The sequence below is a fragment of the Streptococcus cristatus genome (genome assembly GCF_003944225.1).
Taxonomy (GTDB): domain Bacteria; phylum Bacillota; class Bacilli; order Lactobacillales; family Streptococcaceae; genus Streptococcus; species Streptococcus cristatus_K.
The window spans coordinates 1-18,883 of record NZ_RJPN01000002.1 but is presented as its reverse complement, the minus strand read 5'-3'; the positions used below and the strand labels follow the sequence as shown (position 1 = coordinate 18,883).

Genomic DNA, 18,883 nt, shown 5'->3' with positions numbered 1-18,883 from the left:
ATGAAAAATAAGAAGCGTTCTTTATTTTGGAAATGCAAATCTGTTTTATTTTCAGTTGCCCTAGCATCTGTTTTTACAGCAGTTACACAAGCTGATGCTGATGAGGTAAATAAGCCAAGTCAAGCTGCTAATGAGCTAGCTCAAGTAAGCTCAAATGAACTTGCTGCTAAAACAACTCAGGCTAATCAACAACTTTCTGAGACAGCCAAAGAGATTCAAGAAAAGGTTAGTACTCCAGTAGTGCCAATTGATAAGGCTAAACCTGGTGATGTAGTGAAAGTATCTACTACTTCTACTGATGTCAAAGTGGATACGAAAGAAAATGAAGCTGGTACAGAAGCTGTTGCTAAAGCAGAGGCTTCTGTGAGTGTTGAGACAACTAGTGTAGCTGCTAAAGGAACTGCTGTTGGAGAAAAAGCGCCAGTTGCTACATCAAAGACAGTTACCGATCATGTTGATACGGATGAGTATGTAGCTGATGTTACTCAGACCATCAAGAAGACAACATTTGAAAAAGTGATGAAAGAAGCAGATGTGACAATTACGAAGCAATCGTCTGGTTCTGCTGACATCGTTTTTACTATTGATAAGTCAGGTTCAATGGGTTCATCTATTCAGAATGTTATGCAAAATATTGAGGCTTTTGTCCGTGATTTAGCTAGTAAAAAGGTTGATGCTCGTCTTGGCTTAATCGCGTATGAGTCTGCTAAGGATGTTCAATATTTCGATTTTAATGGGTCTAAATTCACTAAGAATGTAGAAGAGTATATTAAGGCTCTTAGATCTATTCAAACAGGCGGTGGAACAGAAGAGCCTACAGCCCCTCTTCATCATATTGCAACTTCAAAAGATTACGATTGGTCTACAGCTTCTAATAATCGTCGTTTTGCTTTCTTGATTACTGATGAAAGTATTGATTTCAGTACTCCAGGTATTCCAACAGTAGAAGAAACTCTGAAAGCTCTTAAAGCGGCTGATATTTCCCTATCGGTTGTGGGTGTAACATACGAAAAAACGACTTTTAAACCTCTAGTTGAAGGAACAAAAGGTCTTTACCTTGATATCCGTCAAGAATTTTCTAGTCTTTTAAATCGTGATTTTACAAATCATGTTGTTAAGACTGTCCAAGAAGGACGTGTTTACCGCATTGTGACAGAGAAATATGACTTCTTGGCAGAAGCACATGTCGTACTTAAGCAAAAAGCTCCAGCTCCTACAGTAGCGAAACCTATTGGAAGTACGAAGCCAGTTTATCATACTACATCAATTTCTAATAAGGTGGCTGAATTACCAAAAACTGGGGAGCAAGTTTCTTCAGGCTTGGCTGTAGTTGGAGTAGCATTAGTTGCAGTAGCTTCAGGATTGACTATTAGTGCTAAGAAAAAAGACTAATAGAGTCATGGATAAAGTAAGTTTTACTTGCTTTTTCGAAAGTGACATAAGTCATGTAAGAAGAAGCCTTGGTTTTGTACAATACAGAACTAAGGCTTTTTGGTTCTTTGTTAACTTGTAGCTGGGTGATGTTAGTTAACATTGATTTCTTTATTGATCAATACATAGGAAAGGATAGGCGATAAAAACGTTTATTGCTTAGTTTTTGACTATCTTGCTAGATGAGTTTCCAGCATCGTTTTATTGTCTTGTAATCGCGAGATTTTTGATCAAATTGTTTCATGATTTGGATGTGAAGGCAGTCCATAGTCTGATTTAGGTGTTGTACATGTGAAAGCGATCGAGGACAATTTAAGCAGAAAGAAAGAGATCCTTAGCTATGTTGTAGTATACCCATGGCAATAACTATAAGTCCGTTTCGAACCAGTCTGGAATAGCGCCGAAATCAATTACAAGTAGTTACTTGAGCACATCCATCTAAGGTAGTTATAATCTTTTTTGAATTGAAATCTTGCGCAATAAAACTTATTTAAAAATGCTAAATTGAAGATTTGCTTACACTTGTGCAATGTTAGGAGAAGTTTTTTATCTATTTGTTGGGTAGGCTCCTTTTTTACATAGAAACTTTCCTTAAATTATGTTATAATGGACTATCGTATATTTTTAGGAGAATAGTAATGGAATTACAACGTGAACAAGAATTTGTCAGCCAATATCATTTTGATGCACGCAATTTTGAATGGGAAAAAGAAAATGGAACACCTGAAACAAAAGTTGACGTGAATTTTCAGCTGATTGAAAGAAATGAAGAAAAGAATTCAACATCCATGATTGTGATTTTGACTTTCATGATTGTGTTTGATCGCTTTGTAATTAGTGGAACGATCACGCAGACAAATCATATTCAAGGACGTTTGGTGCAGGAACCTAGTGAGTTTGAGCATGAAGAAGTGGAAGAATTAGCGCGTCCTTGTTTGACTATGCTCAATCGCTTGACGTATGAAGTGACTGAGATTGCGCTAGATTTGCCAGGTATTAATTTGGAGTTCTAATGATGAAATTAGCGGTTATAACGGATTCGTCCGCTTTTTTACCGGATAGCCTTCGTGGAAATGACCATCTTTTTGTGCTCGATATTCCAGTAGTGATTGCTGGAGAGACTTATGTGGAAGGAAAAAATCTGACAGCCAGTGAGTTTTATGAGAAAATGGCTGCTGCAGATGATTTGCCAAAGACAAGTCAGCCTAGTGTGGCAGAGTTGGAGGAGATGTTAACGCGCCTTGCTGGCGAGGATTACACACATGTACTAGGGCTCTTTTTATCCAGTGGGATTTCAGGATTTTATCAAAATATCCAGTATCTCAAGGACGAGTTTCCCGACTTGAAAATCGCTTTTCCTGATTCAAAAATCACCAGTGCTCCGCTGGGGCTAATGGTTGAAAATGCTTTGACTTGGGCTGCGGAAGGACAGGATTTTGAAGAGATTTTGCTCAAGATTCAGAGACAAATTGATGGAACCAGCGCCTTTATCATGGTTGACGATCTCAATCATCTGGTTAAGGGCGGTCGCTTGTCCAATGGCGCAGCTATTTTGGGAAATCTCCTAAGTATCAAGCCGATTCTGTATTTTAACGATGCAGGTGTCATTGAAGTTTTTGAAAAGATTCGGACAGAAAAGAAAGCGATTAAGAGATTGATTGAAGTGGTGGAGGAAAAAACTACCTCTGCTTCCTATCAAGTCATGGTGATTCACGGGAATGCTGAAGAGAAGGCGGAAAGCTTACGCCAGCAGCTGATAGCGGCTGGCATAGCGGATGATATTCCTCTGGCTACCTTTGGTAGTGTAATTGGAACTCACTTGGGCGAGGGTAGTGTCGCTTTGGCCTACATTCCGCTGGTCTAGAGTTTTGCAGGGCGGTTAGTCAAGAATAGAGAGAGGTTCTAGATGAGTATAAAAGTCATTATTGCTGGTTTCAAGGGAAAGATGGGACAAGCAGCTTATAAAATGGTAACAGAAGATCCTGAGTTGGTATTGGCCGGTCTGCTAGATCCTTTTACAGATGAAAAGGAAGTAGCGGGAGTTCCAGTTTTTAATACTAAGGAAGAACTAGCTGGTCTTCAGGCGGATGTCTGGATTGACTTTACGACTCCCAAAGTGGCTTATGAAAATACTCGCTTCGCTCTTGAGAATGGATTTGCTCCAGTAGTCGGAACGACAGGTTTCACGCCTGAGCAGATTGAAGAATTGATCCAACTATCTCGTCAAAAGCGTCTGGGCGGTTTGATTGCGCCGAATTTTGCTCTGGGAGCTGTTTTGCTTATGCAGTTTGCAGCCCAAGCAGCCAAGTATTTTTCAGATGTTGAGATTATTGAACTGCATCATGACAACAAAAAAGATGCACCGAGCGGTACGGCTATCAAAACAGCTGAATTAATCGGTCAGGTTCGGACGAGCAAGCAGCAGGGAGCGGCTGATGAAGAAGAATCATTAGCTGGTGCCCGAGGAGCTAACTTTGACGGCATGCGGATTCACTCAGTGCGTTTGCCGGGATTGGTGGCCCATCAGGAAGTTATCTTTGGTAGTCAGGGAGAAGGACTGACTTTGCGGCATGACTCCTATGACCGAGCTTCCTTTATGACTGGGGTAAATCTAGGTATCAAAGAGGTAGTGAAGCGCTCTGAATTGGTCTATGGATTGGAACATTTACTATGAGATTAGAGAAGATGCCTTCTGAGTTTCAGGAGGCTTTGCCAGTATTAGAGAAGATTAAAGAGGCTGGTTTTGAGGCTTATTTTGTCGGCGGTTCTGTACGAGACGCTCTGTTGAATCGGCCAATTCACGATGTAGATATTGCCAGCTCGGCCTATCCTGAGGAAATCAAAACAATCTTTCCTCGGACTGTCGATGTTGGCATTGAGCATGGAACGGTTCTGGTCTTGGAAGGTCAGGGAGAATACGAGATAACGACCTTTCGGACTGAGGATGTCTATGTGGACTACCGCAGGCCTAGTCAGGTCTCTTTTGTGCGCTCTTTGGAAGAAGACTTGAAGCGCAGGGATTTTACAATCAATGCCCTTGCTTTAAACCAAGAGGGGGAGATTGTGGACCTTTTTGATGGTTTGGCAGATATGAAAAATCGTACTCTGCGGGCAGTTGGAGTGGCTGCAGAGCGGTTCAATGAAGATGCTCTCCGCATCATGCGGGGTTTCCGTTTTCAGGCTGGTTTAGACTTTGATTTGGAAGAGTTGACCTTTCAGGCTATGGCAGATTGTGCCCCGCTTTTGGAGAAAATATCGGTAGAGCGGATTTTTATCGAGTTTGACAAGCTCCTGATGGCACCTTTCTGGCGAAAAGGTCTGGAGAGCCTGCTCAAAGCTGCTGCCTACGACTTTCTTCCTGATATGAAACATTCAGCAAAAGTTTTGCAGGAATTACTAGACGGTTTAGAAGAAGATTTTCAATTTTCTAGTTCTGAGCAGGCTTGGGCTGCACTTTTGCTGGCTTTGAAGGTAAAAGATGTTCGCAAGTTCTTGAAACATTGGAAAACGTCCAATGAATTTCAAAAGCGAGTAAATCAGCTAGTGGCGGTTTATGAGATTCGGCAGGAGCGGAGTCTTTCTAAGCGTGATTGCTATCAGTATGATTTGGATTTGATTCTGCAGGCGGAAAGTTTGAGACAGGCAGCAGGCTTACCAGTTGAGTTTGAGGCTATTGAAGAGACACATGCTGCTCTGACCATTCATGACAAACATGAGATTGTGGTGACGGGTAGTCATTTGATCCGAGATTATGGCTTTAAACCCGGACCAGAATTGGGACAAATCCTGACTAAAATTGAATGGGCCATTGTCGACGGAGAATTGGCAAATAGCAAGGAAGAGATTATGAACTTTATTAAGGAGCAAGTTGGATGAGCGACTTTATCGTTGAAAAGCTGACCAAGTCTGTTGGGGATAAGACCGTCTTTCAAGAGATTTCTTTTATCATTCACGACTTGGATCGGATTGGACTGATTGGAGTCAATGGGACAGGAAAAACCACTCTTTTAGATGTCTTGTCTGGCAAATCAGGCTTTGATGGTGATGTATATCCTTTTTCAGCAAAATCTGACTATAAAATCTCCTATTTGACTCAGGAACCGGACTTTGATGAAGAGAAGACGGTCTTGGATACTGTTTTGTCCAGTGATTTGCGAGAAATGCAGCTCATTCGAGAATATGAATTGCTCATGGCAGCTTATGATGAAGCCAAGCAAGCTCGTCTAGACAAGGTCATGGCAGAAATGGACTCGCTGCATGCTTGGGAGATTGAAAGTCAGGTAAAAACCGTCCTATCCAAGCTCGGTATCTCAGATTTGGCAGCAAAAATCAGCCAGCTTTCTGGTGGTTTACGTCGGCGGGTGCAGTTGGCGCAGGTGCTACTTTCAGAAGCAGACTTGCTGCTGCTGGATGAGCCGACCAACCATCTGGATATTGATACGATTGAGTGGCTGACAAATTTCCTGAAAAATTCGAAGAAGACCGTCCTCTTTATCACTCACGACCGCTATTTTTTGGATAATATTTCCACGCGGATTTTTGAATTAGACAGCGGGAGCTTGATTGAGTATCAGGGTAACTATCAGGACTATGTTCGGCTCAAGGCTGAGCAGGATGAGCATGATGCTGCCCTCCTACACAAGAAACAGCAGCTCTACAAGCAGGAACTGTCCTGGATGCGCCGTCAGCCTCAAGCGCGGGCGACCAAGCAGCAGGCACGTATCAATCGTTTCCATGACCTTAAAAGTGATTTGGCTGGTCAGACCAATCAGACGGACTTAGAGATGAACTTTGAAACCAGTCGTATTGGGAAGAAGGTCATCGAGTTTAGAGATGTGGATTTTGCATACGGAGACAAGCAGATTTTGTCGCATTTCAATCTCTTGCTGCAAAACAAAGATCGACTGGGTATCGTTGGAGATAATGGAGTGGGCAAGTCTACTCTCCTCAATCTAATTGCTGGTCAATTGCAGCCCCAGTCTGGTCAGGTTATCATCGGTGAAACAGTCCGAGTGGCTTATTTTTCTCAGCGTATTGACGGTCTAGATGAGTCCAAGCGGGTCATCAATTATTTGCAGGAAGTGGCGGAAGAAGTTAAGAGTGGTAGCGGGACGACATCCATTGCTGAGCTTTTGGAGCAGTTTCTCTTTCCTCGCTCAAGCCACGGCACTTTGATTGAGAAATTGTCTGGCGGAGAGAAGAAGCGGCTCTACCTGCTCAAGCTTTTATTAGAAAAGCCCAATGTCCTGCTTCTGGACGAGCCGACCAATGATTTGGATATTGCAACCTTGACGGTCTTAGAGAATTTCCTGCAGGGCTTTGCAGGGCCAGTAATTACAGTTAGCCATGATCGGTATTTCCTCGATAAGGTAGCCAGCAAGATTTTAGCTTTTGAGAATGGCGAGGTCAGAGAGTTCTTTGGCAACTACACGGACTATCTGGATGAGAAGGCTTTTAGACAATCCAGCGCAGCTATTTCCCAAAAGAAAGAAAAGGAAAAGCCCGTCAAGGCGCGGGAGCAGAAGAAGCGGATGGGCTACTTTGAAAAGCAAGAGTGGGAGACCATCGAGGCGGATATCGAGGAGCTGGAAGCACGCATTGCCACCATTGAGACGGAGATGGAGCAGAACGGTTCGGACTTTACCAAGCTATCGGAACTTCAGAAGGAGCTGGATGACAAGAATGAGCAGCTTCTTGAAAAGTATGAGCGCTATGAGTATCTGAGTGAGTTGGAGTAGGACAGTTACAAATTATATGTATTATTGTTAAAAGTTTGTGAGGGAGAATGATGGAAATACAGATTTATAGCCAGCCTAGTCAGGAAATCAAGAATCAGCTTTTTGAGCTGGTTCAAAGCTGTCACGTTGCAGATGGGACTTATCGACTTCCTTATCTGGATAATGCCTATAATTTTGATGTTGATATGCCAGCATTTTTTCTGGCCAATCTAGATCATCAAACGGTCGGTTTTTTATCGGTATATGCGGATGAGCCGGGTCAAGCAGAGGTATCTATTTATGTATTGCCCGACTATCGCAGACAGGGCATAGCAAACACTCTTTTACAGGAATTTTCCAAAGTTGCAGAACAATACGATTTATCCCAAATCGAATACATCAGTGAAGTCAAGTTTTTAGCAGACCATCCGTCCTTTGCTGAGAGGTTTGACTATGATTTGAAAGAAACGGAAATCTGGCTGGAGCAGGCTGCAGGAACTTTACCTGAAGAAGAAAAGGAAGGAGTGGAAGTCTTGCTGGGGAGAAAGGAAATGGTTGCGGAGATTGCAGCTTTTCAGTCGCAGATTTTTGAAATGCCGATGGAGACTGCGCTTCACTATGCCAGTCAAGCGCTGGAGAGCCCAGATAGCCTGCTCTATGTCCTGAAAAAAGACGATCAAATCGTGGCGTCCTGCTCAGTGGATACAAGTTTTGGTAGCAATTATCTGTTCGCATTAGCTGTGGATCAGGCCTTTCAGGGACAGGGACTGGGGAGTCACCTAGTAAGGTCTATTCTGAATGACCTTTCTGGCCGAAATGGACAAGTCTGTCAAATCGTAGTAGAAGCTCAAAATACAGGTGCCTTAAGGCTGTATGAAAGATTAGGCTTTAAACGAAAATCGGAAGCAGTTTATTTAAAGAGAAAATAAAAAGATTAACCTTCAGAGTAAAGGGCTATGGAGGTCAGGAGATCTGTTTATGATAAAGAGAAAAGAGCCATTCTTAGTTCAGGCTGGCTTGGTACTAGGCTTACTAGCCTTGGGAAATTTAGTCGGTAATGTTAGTCAGCTCTTACGTTATCTTTTAGCAAGTCTGGCACTCTTGTTTTTCCTTCATCTAGTGATGGGAATGCTGATGCATACTAAGCAGGTCAAAGAGCAGCTGGGGCAAGCATTAGTAGCCTCGGTCTTTCCGACCTTTTTCATGCAGGGAATGGTGGCTTCGACTTATCTAGCGAGCTGGACTTTCTTGGGGAATTTTGCCCGAATTAGTGCGCAAGTGCTGTGGTGGTTGAGCTTCGGCGGACTGGTTTTCTTGATGGCCTACTATATCCTGACCTTTGTGTTTCCTTTCAAGTGGGAGAATGTCTTTCCTGCTTGGACGGTCTTATTTGTCGGGATTGGTGTCGCTCCTCTGACCATTGCGGTTCCCCAGCAGTTAGCTTTGGGCCAGCTGGTCTTTTGGTACGGGCTTTTAGCGACTATTTTGGTCTTGCCAATCGTCCTTTATAAGACCTATAAAATCGGCTTAGTAGAGAATGTTCGCCCGAATACGACAACGATTTGTGCACCTATTTCCTTGATGACGGCGGCTTATGTAGCTACTTTTTCTCAGCCAAATCCTGTCTTGTTGAGCTTGCTCTTGATTTCAGGTCAATGCTTTTATGCCTTTATTTTGTGGCAACTGCCTCGTTTGATCAATCGTCCTTTTTCAGCAGGATTTTCGGCCTTTACCTTCCCTTTGGTTATTTCGGCTGTAGCCTTGAAGCAGTCTTTGAACGTGTTGAATCTTGGACTAGCAGGGCAAATTCTGCTTGTTTTTGAGGTCTTAATAGCTTTGTTTGTCGTTCTTTATGTCACCTTTTTATATATAAAGGACATTTTAGGCAAATGAAGCAGATTTCAGATATGTATTTCCAAGAGGAAAGTCGCTGCCTGCCTTTGAGGAAGGCTGGTTTTGTGGTATAATTAGGAGTATTTATAAAAGGAAAAAGATATGAATATTCAACAATTGCGTTATGTAGTGGCTATTGCCAACAGCGGAACTTTCCGCGAAGCAGCAGAAAAGATGTATGTCAGCCAGCCCAGTTTATCTATCGCGGTGCGAGATTTAGAAAAGGAGCTGGGATTTAAAGTTTTTCGTCGAACCAGTAGTGGGACCTTCTTGACCCGCCGTGGTATGGAATTTTACGAAAGAGCTCAGGAATTGGTCAAAGGATTCGATGTCTTTCAAAATCAGTATGCTAATCCTGAAGAGGAAAAAGATGAATTTTCCATTGCCAGCCAGCACTATGACTTTTTGCCGCCGTTGATTACGGAGTTTTCTCAAAAGTATCCAGAATATAAGAATTTCCGGATTTTCGAGTCGACAACCGTCCAGATTTTGGATGAAGTAGCCCAAGGCCACAGTGAGATTGGGATTATTTATCTCAACAATCAGAATAGCAAGGGCATTATGCAGCGGGTGGAAAAGCTCGGCTTGGAGGTCATTGAGCTAATTCCTTTCCAGACCCACATTTATCTACGGGAAGACCATCCTCTGACTCAAAAGGAGGAGCTGGTTATGGAGGATTTGGCTACTTTGCCAACTGTTCGCTTCACACAGGAAAAGGATGAGTACCTCTATTATTCTGAGAATTTTGTTGATACCAGCGCTAGCTCCCAGATGTTTAATGTAACGGATCGAGCAACGCTGAATGGGATTTTGGAGCGGACGGATGCTTATGCGACTGGATCTGGCTTTTTGGATAGCAACAGTGTAAATGGAATCACTGTCATCAAACTACGAGACAATTTAGACAATCACATGGTTTATGTCAAGAGGGAAGATGTAGAGTTGAGTCAGGTCGGCGAAGCTTTTGTAGCTGTTATGAAAGAATATTTTGCACAGAAAAGAGAAGTATGAAACGTAAAATTGCGATTCCTTTTTTAGTTATTCTTTTGATTGCTCTTGATCAGGCAGTCAAGTATTATATTGTTTCCAATTTTTCATTGGGGCAAGTTAGAAAGTTTATTCCTAAGATCGTCAGTTTGACCTATCTGCGAAATACTGGTGCAGCCTTTTCTATCTTGGAAAATCAGCAGTGGTTTTTCGCTCTGATAACTTGTATCGTGATTGGAGTTGCTGTTTGGTATTTGATTAAAAATATCCAAGCTTCCAAGTGGATGCTGACGGGACTCATTCTAATTATTGCTGGTGGCTTGGGCAATTTCATTGACCGGATTCAGCAAGGATTTGTAGTGGATATGTTCCAGCTAGATTTTGTCAATTTTGCTATTTTTAACGTAGCGGATATGTACCTGACTGTTGGAGTAGCGATTTTATTACTAGTGATGTTGAAGGAAGAAACAAATGGAATTGAAAATTGATGCGGCAGCTGCAGGTCTGCGTTTAGATAAGGCAGTGGCGGACCTGACAGAGCTATCCCGTGGTTTAGCCAATGAACAGATAAAAAATGGCCAGATTTTGGTCAATGGAGAGGCAAAAAAAGCCAAGTATGCCGTCAAAGAAGGTGATGTCATTTCCTATGAAGTACCTGATCCAGAGGTAGTTGAGTATGTGGCAGAGGATCTTCCGCTAGAGATTGTCTATCAGGATGAGGATGTTGCCGTCGTCAACAAGCCACAAGGCATGGTGGTTCACCCTTCCGCTGGCCATACCAGCGGTACTCTGGTCAATGCCCTCATGTACCACATCAAAGATCTCTCTGGCATCAATGGTGTGTTGCGCCCAGGGATTGTCCATCGGATTGATAAGGACACTTCTGGCCTTTTGATGATTGCCAAGAATGACCAAGCCCATCTGGCACTTGCAGATGAGCTTAAGGATAAGAAATCCCTGCGTAAATACTGGGCGATTGTCCATGGCAATCTACCTAATGACCGCGGAGTGATTGAGGCGCCGATTGGTCGTAGTGAAAAAGACCGCAAGAAACAGGCGGTTACAGCCAAGGGAAAACCCGCTCTGACACGTTTCCAAGTCTTGGAACGTTTTGGGGACTATACCTTTGTTGAGCTGCAGCTGGAGACGGGGCGGACGCATCAAATCCGTGTCCACATGGCTTATATCGGTCATCCAGTCGCTGGAGATGAGTTCTATGGACCTCGTAAGACCCTGAAGGGCCATGGTCAATTTTTGCACGCGCGAACACTGGGCTTCACCCATCCTCGGACTGGCGAAGTGCTAGAATTTACGGCTGAAGCGCCAGCTATTTTCCTAGAAACTCTTGAAAAACTCAGAAAAGCCCATGACTAATCGTCTCCGAATGTATGAGACTCTAGATAAATGGGAAATTAAGTCGACTGTCTTGGTTACAGTCGTTTTTATTTTCGACAAATCATGATATAATAAATAGAATACCCTAAAAGGATGAGAAAAATGAATTTAGAAGATTTGAAAAAACGTCAGGAGAAGATTCGCAATTTCTCCATCATTGCCCACATTGACCATGGGAAATCAACCTTGGCTGACCGAATTTTAGAGGCGACTGAGACGGTTTCCAGCCGGGAAATGCAGGCCCAACTCTTGGACAGCATGGACTTGGAGCGGGAGCGCGGCATCACCATTAAGCTCAATGCTATCGAGCTCAATTATACCGCCAAGGACGGCGAAACCTATATCTTTCACTTGATTGACACACCGGGACACGTGGATTTTACCTATGAAGTATCGCGTTCTCTTGCGGCCTGTGAAGGTGCCATTTTGGTGGTTGATGCGGCCCAAGGGATTGAGGCTCAGACTCTTGCTAATGTCTATCTAGCGCTGGACAATGACTTGGAAATCCTGCCGGTTATCAATAAGATTGACCTGCCAGCTGCGGATCCAGAGCGGGTGCGGGCAGAGATTGAAGATGTGATTGGTCTGGATGCTAGCGAAGCCGTATTGGCTTCTGCCAAGGCTGGCATCGGAATTGAAGAAATCCTCGAACAAATAGTGGAGAAAGTTCCAGCACCGACTGGAAATGTAGAAGCACCGCTCAAGGCCTTGATTTTTGACTCAGTCTACGATGCCTATCGTGGGGTAATCCTGCAAGTGCGGGTGATGGACGGTGTGGTCAAGCCGGGAGACACCATTCAGCTCATGAGTAATGGCAAGAACTTTGACGTAACTGAGGTCGGTATCTTTACACCGAAAGCTATTGGACGTGATTTCCTAGCGACAGGGGATGTTGGCTATATCGCAGCCTCTATCAAGACGGTGCAGGATACCCGGGTCGGAGACACAGTAACCTTGGCGAACAATCCAGCATCTGAGCCACTAGACGGTTACAAGCAGATGAACCCGATGGTATTTGCGGGTATTTATCCGATCGAGTCTAATAAATACAATGACCTACGTGAGGCTCTCGAAAAACTCCAGCTAAACGATGCTAGTCTGCAATTTGAACCAGAAACATCACAGGCGCTTGGGTTTGGTTTCCGTTGTGGCTTCTTGGGCTTGCTGCACATGGATGTCATTCAGGAGCGTTTGGAGCGTGAGTTTAATATTGATCTGATCATGACGGCGCCGTCTGTTATCTATAAGGTTAATCTGACAGATGGTGAAGCTATTGATGTCTCTAATCCGAGTGAGTTTCCGGATCCGACCAAGATTGATTCCATCGAGGAGCCTTATGTCAAGGCGCAGATTATGGTGCCCCAGGAATTTGTCGGAGCAGTGATGGAGTTGGCTCAGCGCAAGCGAGGTGACTTTTTGACCATGGATTATATTGATGACAATCGGGTCAATGTCATCTATCAGATTCCGCTTGCTGAAATCGTCTTTGACTTCTTTGATAAGCTCAAGTCCTCTACTCGTGGCTATGCTAGCTTTGACTACGAAATCTCTGAGTATCGCTCGTCCAAGCTGGTTAAGATGGATATTCTCCTCAATGGCGACAAGGTTGATGCTCTCAGCTTCATTGTTCACAAGGAATTTGCTTATGAGCGCGGTAAGCTGATTGTAGACAAGCTCAAGAAAATCATTCCTCGTCAGCAGTTTGAAGTACCTATTCAAGCCGCTATCGGACAGAAAATCGTGGCTCGTACAGACATCAAGGCTCTGCGTAAGAATGTCTTGGCCAAGTGTTATGGTGGTGACGTTTCTCGGAAGCGCAAACTTCTAGAAAAACAAAAAGCCGGTAAAAAACGGATGAAAGCGATCGGATCTGTCGAAGTCCCACAAGAGGCCTTCCTCAGCGTCCTTAGTATGGATGAGGAATAAAGTTCGGTGGACTTTATTTGCCTGAGTTCAGCATTACAAAGTGAAGGAAAAAAGTCGATCAGTTCCTGAAAATAAAATAGAGAAGCAATCTTGAAACGTTCTATGTTATCTATAATGTTTCGATAGTATGGAAATCTAGATAGTTCGGGCTCATGTAGTCTAAAAAGGAGATTTGTTATGGCAAAAAAATATTTTCTTAGTTTCTTGACAGTTTTGGTTGGTCTGTCTCTGGCTTCTTGTGGCCTTATTAAAAATTATGGTAATCGGAAATCGTCTACTTCTAGTAGTACAACTAGTCAAGTTTCTCAAAAAGATAGCAGCAAATCTGATAAAGCTAGTGACAAAGATGTTTCCACTACAACCGAGACTAAACGCATTGGCTCGGCTGATTACGGCTATATCGATATTCCAAGTAATTGGATCAAGTTCACCGACCTAGATGGTGGCGACAGCGTTCAGTTCACGGATGGCTCAGCTTATAATATCGTTACCATGAATGGCTATACTAGAGAAAAAGCTCATGTCCAAGATGGAGAAACTTTCAATGCTGAGTTAATTGCCCAGCGACTGGCCTATAGTTGGAATGATAATAAAGATGTAGAAAAAATGTGGGGAGCAAAATCCACTGTTTCTGGCAATGAAGCTTTCCAACTGAATGTAATTATGAAATCAGGGCAACTAGTTGTTTCTTGGGTTTTCCAAAAAGACGACAAAGTGTATTTGATCTCTTTTGAAGGCGACCGAAAAACTCTGGCTTCTGTCATCTCATACATAGAAGAAACATGGAGCCTTGATGAAAAAGGCCCAACTAACAATATTTAAAACAAAGTAAATGAGAGTGGGACAGAAATCGGTAATTCGTTAGAATTCGATTTCGTCGTCTCACCTCCGCACAGTTGAGTAGGGCTGTAAAAGCTGATGAAATCAGCGTAGTAGAGCCCACTCAACCACTGCGTCTTGCTCGACAATCCAAAGACAATTGAGAGGCTAGGACTTTTGTCCTAGTCTCATTTTTTTGAGATTTATGATATAATGCTAACGAAAATTAACTGATTAGAAAGTAGTTTATGACTCAAGAAATCGACCTTGAAAAGTACCACCAGCTAGCTTTGCAAAAGCAGAAAGAGCACCGAAAATTTTTAGCCAGTCTCAAGAAAAAACCACCAAAAAATCTAGATAAAATTGCCCAGCAAATCCATGATGAGGTCTTTGAGGAGATTGACTGTACAGCCTGCGCCAATTGTTGCAAGACGCTGGGACCAGACTTTAAGGAAGCCGATATTGTTCGCATTGCCAAGTACTTCAAGATGAAGCTGCCGGCTTTTGAAGAGGAATTTCTGCAGGTGGACGAAGACGGTGACAAGGTCTTCAAGGCCATGCCTTGTCCCTTTTTAGGTGGAGACAATCTCTGCTCTATCTACGATGTCCGTCCCAAGGCCTGCCGAGAGTTCCCTCACACAGACCGCAAGAAGATTCATCAGATTAATCATCTGACAATCAAAAATACCCTGACCTGCCCAGCAGCCTATCTCTTTGTGGAGAAGCTGCGGGATAGGTTGTAATAATCCTCCTTTAAATCTTGTACAAAAATTCTAGGGCAGAAGTATCTGATATCTGTTAGACTATAGTCAAGAGGTGAAAAAGAATATGATGCATCAATTCAATCGAACCATGGAATATCTGGAAAGTAAGCTGGACGCAGAAGTGGATTTGCAGAAATTCCAGCAGCTGTCAGGCTATTCTTATGCTCTCTTTAGCAGGCTCTTTTCTATTCTAGCAGATATGACTTTAGCAGAATACTTGCGCAATCGCAGGCTGTCAGAAGCTGTGACAGACTTGCGGGAAAGCTCTGAGAAAGTCATTGAAATAGCGATGAAATACGGCTATGAGTCTGCGGATGCCTTTAGCGCAGCCTTCAAGAGATTCCATGGTGCAACTCCCTCAGAAGTTCGAAATGGAAAACCTTATCGGGTTTTTCCTAGACTTCAATTATCCTTAAAGATTACAGGAGGAAAGAACATGGATATCAAGATTCAAAAGAAACCTGCTTTTACTGTAGCAGGCGTCCTATTGGAAGCTATTGACAATAGCCAGTGCCCGTCTGCATGGGAGCAGCTCTATGCAAATCACAGCTTTGAAAGCTTAGAAAGTATGGGCAGTGGCCAATCCTTTGGCGTCTGCTCGGATGTCAAAGAAGGCGAGATTATCAACTATATGGCGGCCTATGATGTGGCGGATAAAGCGAAAGCAGAAGAACTAGGTCTGTCAATTAAAGAAATCGCAGAAGCTGAGTATGCCATCGTACCGGTCAAAGGCGCTATACCAGCCGGCATCCACCATGCTTGGAAATATGTCTTGGAAGTCTTTTTCCCAGAAACTGGCTATCGCCACTCAGGAGCACCAGATTTTGAAGTCTACACCGAGGGTGATATGTTCTCCCCAGACTATCAAATGGAACTCTGGATACCAGTGGTGAAATAAAATGGTGATTTCAAGTCATTTTTTAGCTGTCGATTATAGAGGAGGATGATGCTATGCAGATGTATTTTGGGGACGTTTCTCTTTGTTATACATATTCACTTGCGATGGCGCTGCATTCGTATGGTTATGATGTTCGCTCTGAGTTTTTGGAAGCCATTATGGCGATGGGAAACGGCGCTAGTATTGTAAAGGAAGATGAAAAACACCCCTTAGTCTTCTTTGATAATGGGATGCCAGATAGTTCTATCAGCCATTCTTTAGACATTCTGGGCTTTACATATGATGAATACTATATAAAGGATTCTAATGCAGTGAATCTTCTCTCTATCAGAGAAATCTTAAGTAAGTTCTTGCTCAGCGGGCCTCTTGTTCTTGGCCCTTTGGACATGGGTTATCTGACTTATAATCCCAATCATATCCATTTGTATGGGGTGGACCATTTTGTTTCGGTTTATGATCTAGATGATGAGTTTATCTATTTCCATGATCCATCAGGCTTTGCTTGTATAAAAATGAGTTTCTCAGAATTTTCGAAAGCCTGGGAAGCTAAAAATATCGACTATAAAAGAGGCTCTTTCTCCATGTGGGGAAACTTCCAAAAAATCAAATCTCCAACTTCCAAAGAGATTTACCAGAAAACATCTATGCTGATCAAGCAACGATATGAGCACGGCGAGGAGAATGTGATAGCAAGATATGCTAAGTCGGTAGCGGACAATGGCTTGAATGAAGAACAAAAGCATCTTCATCGATACTTTAGCTTCAAATTGGCTTCTATCAGAAATCTATACATGAGCAACTTCTTAAAAGACCACGATACGGTCAGATCTGAACTAAAAGAAAATTTAGCAAGATTGTTCGGCCAAGCTCATCTATTTTGTATCAAGGAAGATTATCAGAAACTATCAGAAGTCTTGTATGATATTGCAGCGTTAGATAATAAATTTAGAGATTTGTGTATTCACTATAAAAAAGAGTAGAAGAAGTGAGAAAAAGGAAGATGCTGTTTGGTAGTGCAGCAGAATCGAAACAAGAGCCACCAAACTATCAAATGAAAGTCTGGATTCCAGTGGTGAAATAGATTAGAAACCAGCCGTTCATTTTTGAGCGGCTGGTTTTTTGTGTATAGGTATGTATATAATATGTAGTTGTAATGATTTTATCCAGTCTCAGATGGATTAGTTGTTGTTTGTGTTATAATAGAATCGGAGGAAATTAAATGATACAGATTGAAAAGTTGGATCCAGTTTACGTGAGAGAGTGGTGTGAATCTATATACGAACAAATGAATTTTCCACAGAAATATAGAGGTGAAGAATCTTTTAAAAAGGACATTTCAAAGTGGATTAGGAAGTATTTAGTCATTGAAGGGATTAATTGGAGTGCAGGCGATGATGTGCTTTTAGAATTGATGCGACTTGAATATGAAGATTTATATAAAATATTTAAATGGTTTTTGAATGCTAAAAAAATAGATAGAAAAGATTGGATTTTTCATCCCGAATATAATGGACTTTATTATTTCCAAAATTTTAAATCGTGTTTAAAATCTTCTTATAATCTTATTACAAAAGAAATTAGGTTTTCTAGAGTAAAGGCTTCTGAATTTATTGTTTGTCCTTACTGTAATAGGAATTTTATCAATTCTACAATGAAAGTTTACAAGTGTGAAGCATGTCGAGATAATAATGCAGATAGTTTTGAGTACAATATTGATGAAATATATTTAGAAAGAAAATGCCCAAATGGCCATGAAATAAATGAGCAATATATTGAATTGCTGAATTCGTGTCAATTAGATCATTTTTGGTCAAAAATAGACTATCCACTATTAGCAGTTTGCTTTTATAATTTGGTACCTAGTTGCGCCTCTTGTAATTACAATAAATTGACTAGTGAGTTTAGTATTTCCCCTTATGATTCAAGTATTGAGGTGGATAAACTTTTTAGGTTTAATTATGATTTGAAATCTATTCATCAACCTAGAATTTTTATTGAGAGGCAAAAATCAGAAAAGTTTGATTTACTTAAGAAAGACCTTGATAATATTGGTATAATAGAGTTATACCAAGTTCATTCTGATGTAATTGAAGAATTGTTGTGGAAAAAAGAATATTATTCGAAACCTTATACAGAAAGAATTAAATCATTATTTCAAGGGGATGGAATGAAGGAACTTACAGACAGTGAAATTAAACGATTTCTTACTGGCGCATATACTGATTCTAAAGAGTATGGGAAGCGTCCTCTATCTAAATTCGTAACAGATATTAGTAGAAATATTGGTTTAATAGGAGAATAATATGGTGTTAATAGGATTAATAATTAAAAAATACAACAATATTTCATGGAATGAACCAATTGTTTTTAATTCTAACTATACAATAGAGTGGAGGAATAGAAATTTAAAAGTTAACAAGGTTGAGGATTCAGTTCCAAATTTTTATGGAGATAATATAAGTAACATAACAGCAATAGTTGGGAATAATGGTGTCGGGAAGACAACTATTTTGGATCTGATTGGGTGTACCAAAGAGGAGAGAAATTACCATGCTTTTGATTCTTCTTACTGTTTAATTTTTTGGAATAGCAATGTTTTATTGGAGATGTTTAATTTTGATATAGAAAGTATTGAAATCAATAGCCATATAGAGCAAATAAACAAACTTAAATACACAGGCATTTATAATTTAGGTGCAGTAGAGGATGGTCAGATAGACAATATGTATTATTTTCAATCTTCAAAAGTATTAAGAGGTTATGAAGATTATAATAGTGTAATTAAACGACGATATGGAAATAGTAAACAGTTCTCGCTAAAGGATGCAAAATCCAAGTTTGATGCTTATGAACTACTTGTTAATAAAGGATTCATTTCAAACAGTTCTAATTATAAATGGGAAATCAGAATAAATACTTTCGAAGAGACTTTAGATGATTTAATTGATTACTGTTTTAGAAAAGTACTGCCATTGGATTGGATGCCTGAATATAATTTTAAAGGGTTTATTTCTGAATTTGTATTTGAAGACGGTAATTCTCATATATTTGAT

The 18,883-nt window shown here is 41.5% G+C and carries 18 protein-coding genes; all 18 read left to right on the top strand.

The genetic code is table 11. The features are described 5' to 3' along the window. Complete coding sequence (locus D8797_RS03040; protein WP_125379216.1) at positions 1-1,392, top strand: vWA domain-containing protein; 1,392 nt, start codon at positions 1-3, stop codon at positions 1,390-1,392. Positions 1,393-2,069: 677 nt separating this feature from the next. Beyond that, complete coding sequence (locus D8797_RS03035) at positions 2,070-2,444, top strand: DUF1149 family protein (RefSeq protein ID WP_005590470.1); 375 nt, start codon at positions 2,070-2,072, stop codon at positions 2,442-2,444. Positions 2,445-2,446: 2 nt separating this feature from the next. After that, positions 2,447-3,295 carry a DegV family protein gene (locus D8797_RS03030; RefSeq protein WP_125379408.1) on the top strand — a complete coding sequence of 283 codons (849 nt, stop codon included), beginning with the start codon at positions 2,447-2,449 and terminating at the stop codon, positions 3,293-3,295. A 42-nt stretch (positions 3,296-3,337) separates the two neighbouring features. Next, on the top strand, positions 3,338-4,105 hold the full coding sequence (gene dapB / locus D8797_RS03025) for a 4-hydroxy-tetrahydrodipicolinate reductase (protein WP_125379215.1): 768 nt from the start codon (positions 3,338-3,340) through the stop codon (positions 4,103-4,105). Beyond that, the gene (locus D8797_RS03020; RefSeq protein ID WP_125379214.1) at positions 4,102-5,307 is read left to right on the top strand and encodes a CCA tRNA nucleotidyltransferase; all 1,206 of its coding nucleotides are present in this window, start codon (positions 4,102-4,104) and stop codon (positions 5,305-5,307) included. Before dapB ends, D8797_RS03020 begins: the two co-directional genes overlap by 4 nt. After that, complete coding sequence (locus tag D8797_RS03015) at positions 5,304-7,169, top strand: ABC-F family ATP-binding cassette domain-containing protein (protein ID WP_125379213.1); 1,866 nt, start codon at positions 5,304-5,306, stop codon at positions 7,167-7,169. Before D8797_RS03020 ends, D8797_RS03015 begins: the two co-directional genes overlap by 4 nt. 50 nt (positions 7,170-7,219) lie before the next feature. Continuing rightward, a complete protein-coding gene (locus tag D8797_RS03010; protein ID WP_125379407.1) occupies positions 7,220-8,077 on the top strand; it encodes a GNAT family N-acetyltransferase in 858 nt (285 codons plus the stop codon). 49 nt (positions 8,078-8,126) lie between these two features. After that, a complete protein-coding gene (locus D8797_RS03005; protein ID WP_125379212.1) occupies positions 8,127-9,041 on the top strand; it encodes a TDT family transporter in 915 nt (304 codons plus the stop codon). A gap of 102 nt (positions 9,042-9,143) precedes the next feature. Beyond that, positions 9,144-10,052 carry a LysR family transcriptional regulator gene (locus D8797_RS03000; RefSeq protein WP_061422760.1) on the top strand — a complete coding sequence of 303 codons (909 nt, stop codon included), beginning with the start codon at positions 9,144-9,146 and terminating at the stop codon, positions 10,050-10,052. Next, entirely contained in the window at positions 10,049-10,516 is a 468-nt protein-coding gene (gene lspA, locus D8797_RS02995) for a signal peptidase II (RefSeq protein WP_061422761.1), read from the top strand. The genes D8797_RS03000 and lspA overlap by 4 nt, the downstream gene beginning before the upstream one ends. Continuing rightward, on the top strand, positions 10,500-11,402 hold the full coding sequence (locus D8797_RS02990) for an RluA family pseudouridine synthase (protein WP_125379211.1): 903 nt from the start codon (positions 10,500-10,502) through the stop codon (positions 11,400-11,402). Before lspA ends, D8797_RS02990 begins: the two co-directional genes overlap by 17 nt. Positions 11,403-11,525: 123 nt before the next feature. After that, positions 11,526-13,349: a translation elongation factor 4 gene (gene lepA / locus D8797_RS02985; RefSeq protein ID WP_125379210.1), complete on the top strand. Its 1,824-nt coding sequence runs from the start codon at positions 11,526-11,528 to the stop codon at positions 13,347-13,349. Positions 13,350-13,526: 177 nt separating this feature from the next. Continuing rightward, positions 13,527-14,171, top strand: coding sequence for a hypothetical protein (locus D8797_RS02980; RefSeq protein ID WP_005590456.1), 645 nt, complete (start codon positions 13,527-13,529; stop codon positions 14,169-14,171). Between the two features lie 245 nt (positions 14,172-14,416). Then, positions 14,417-14,911 carry a YkgJ family cysteine cluster protein gene (locus tag D8797_RS02970; protein WP_002904626.1) on the top strand — a complete coding sequence of 165 codons (495 nt, stop codon included), beginning with the start codon at positions 14,417-14,419 and terminating at the stop codon, positions 14,909-14,911. Between the two features lie 85 nt (positions 14,912-14,996). After that, complete coding sequence (locus D8797_RS02965) at positions 14,997-15,830, top strand: AraC family transcriptional regulator (protein ID WP_125379209.1); 834 nt, start codon at positions 14,997-14,999, stop codon at positions 15,828-15,830. Positions 15,831-15,883: 53 nt separating this feature from the next. Beyond that, positions 15,884-16,810 (top strand): YobF C-terminal domain-containing protein, encoded by a 927-nt coding sequence (locus D8797_RS02960; protein ID WP_125379208.1) that lies wholly within the window; start codon positions 15,884-15,886, stop codon positions 16,808-16,810. Between the two features lie 239 nt (positions 16,811-17,049). After that, complete coding sequence (locus D8797_RS02955) at positions 17,050-18,132, top strand: hypothetical protein (protein WP_125379207.1); 1,083 nt, start codon at positions 17,050-17,052, stop codon at positions 18,130-18,132. A gap of 1 nt (position 18,133) precedes the next feature. After that, positions 18,134-18,883 (top strand): ATP-binding protein (locus tag D8797_RS02950; RefSeq protein ID WP_514132997.1); only part of this gene is annotated, 750 nt, incomplete at its 3' end.

Bases quoted from the DNA above. Each gene is read 5' to 3' on its own strand.
- D8797_RS03040 (WP_125379216.1), top strand. From the start codon at position 1: ATGAAAAATAAGAAGCGTTCTTTATTTTGGAAATGCAAATCTGTTTTA.
- D8797_RS03035 (WP_005590470.1), top strand. From the start codon at position 2,070: ATGGAATTACAACGTGAACAAGAATTTGTCAGCCAATATCATTTTGAT.
- D8797_RS03030 (WP_125379408.1), top strand. From the start codon at position 2,447: ATGAAATTAGCGGTTATAACGGATTCGTCCGCTTTTTTACCGGATAGC.
- dapB (WP_125379215.1), top strand. From the start codon at position 3,338: ATGAGTATAAAAGTCATTATTGCTGGTTTCAAGGGAAAGATGGGACAA.
- D8797_RS03020 (WP_125379214.1), top strand. From the start codon at position 4,102: ATGAGATTAGAGAAGATGCCTTCTGAGTTTCAGGAGGCTTTGCCAGTA.
- D8797_RS03015 (WP_125379213.1), top strand. From the start codon at position 5,304: ATGAGCGACTTTATCGTTGAAAAGCTGACCAAGTCTGTTGGGGATAAG.
- D8797_RS03010 (WP_125379407.1), top strand. From the start codon at position 7,220: ATGGAAATACAGATTTATAGCCAGCCTAGTCAGGAAATCAAGAATCAG.
- D8797_RS03005 (WP_125379212.1), top strand. From the start codon at position 8,127: ATGATAAAGAGAAAAGAGCCATTCTTAGTTCAGGCTGGCTTGGTACTA.
- D8797_RS03000 (WP_061422760.1), top strand. From the start codon at position 9,144: ATGAATATTCAACAATTGCGTTATGTAGTGGCTATTGCCAACAGCGGA.
- lspA (WP_061422761.1), top strand. From the start codon at position 10,049: ATGAAACGTAAAATTGCGATTCCTTTTTTAGTTATTCTTTTGATTGCT.
- D8797_RS02990 (WP_125379211.1), top strand. From the start codon at position 10,500: ATGGAATTGAAAATTGATGCGGCAGCTGCAGGTCTGCGTTTAGATAAG.
- lepA (WP_125379210.1), top strand. From the start codon at position 11,526: ATGAATTTAGAAGATTTGAAAAAACGTCAGGAGAAGATTCGCAATTTC.
- D8797_RS02980 (WP_005590456.1), top strand. From the start codon at position 13,527: ATGGCAAAAAAATATTTTCTTAGTTTCTTGACAGTTTTGGTTGGTCTG.
- D8797_RS02970 (WP_002904626.1), top strand. From the start codon at position 14,417: ATGACTCAAGAAATCGACCTTGAAAAGTACCACCAGCTAGCTTTGCAA.
- D8797_RS02965 (WP_125379209.1), top strand. From the start codon at position 14,997: ATGATGCATCAATTCAATCGAACCATGGAATATCTGGAAAGTAAGCTG.
- D8797_RS02960 (WP_125379208.1), top strand. From the start codon at position 15,884: ATGCAGATGTATTTTGGGGACGTTTCTCTTTGTTATACATATTCACTT.
- D8797_RS02955 (WP_125379207.1), top strand. From the start codon at position 17,050: ATGATACAGATTGAAAAGTTGGATCCAGTTTACGTGAGAGAGTGGTGT.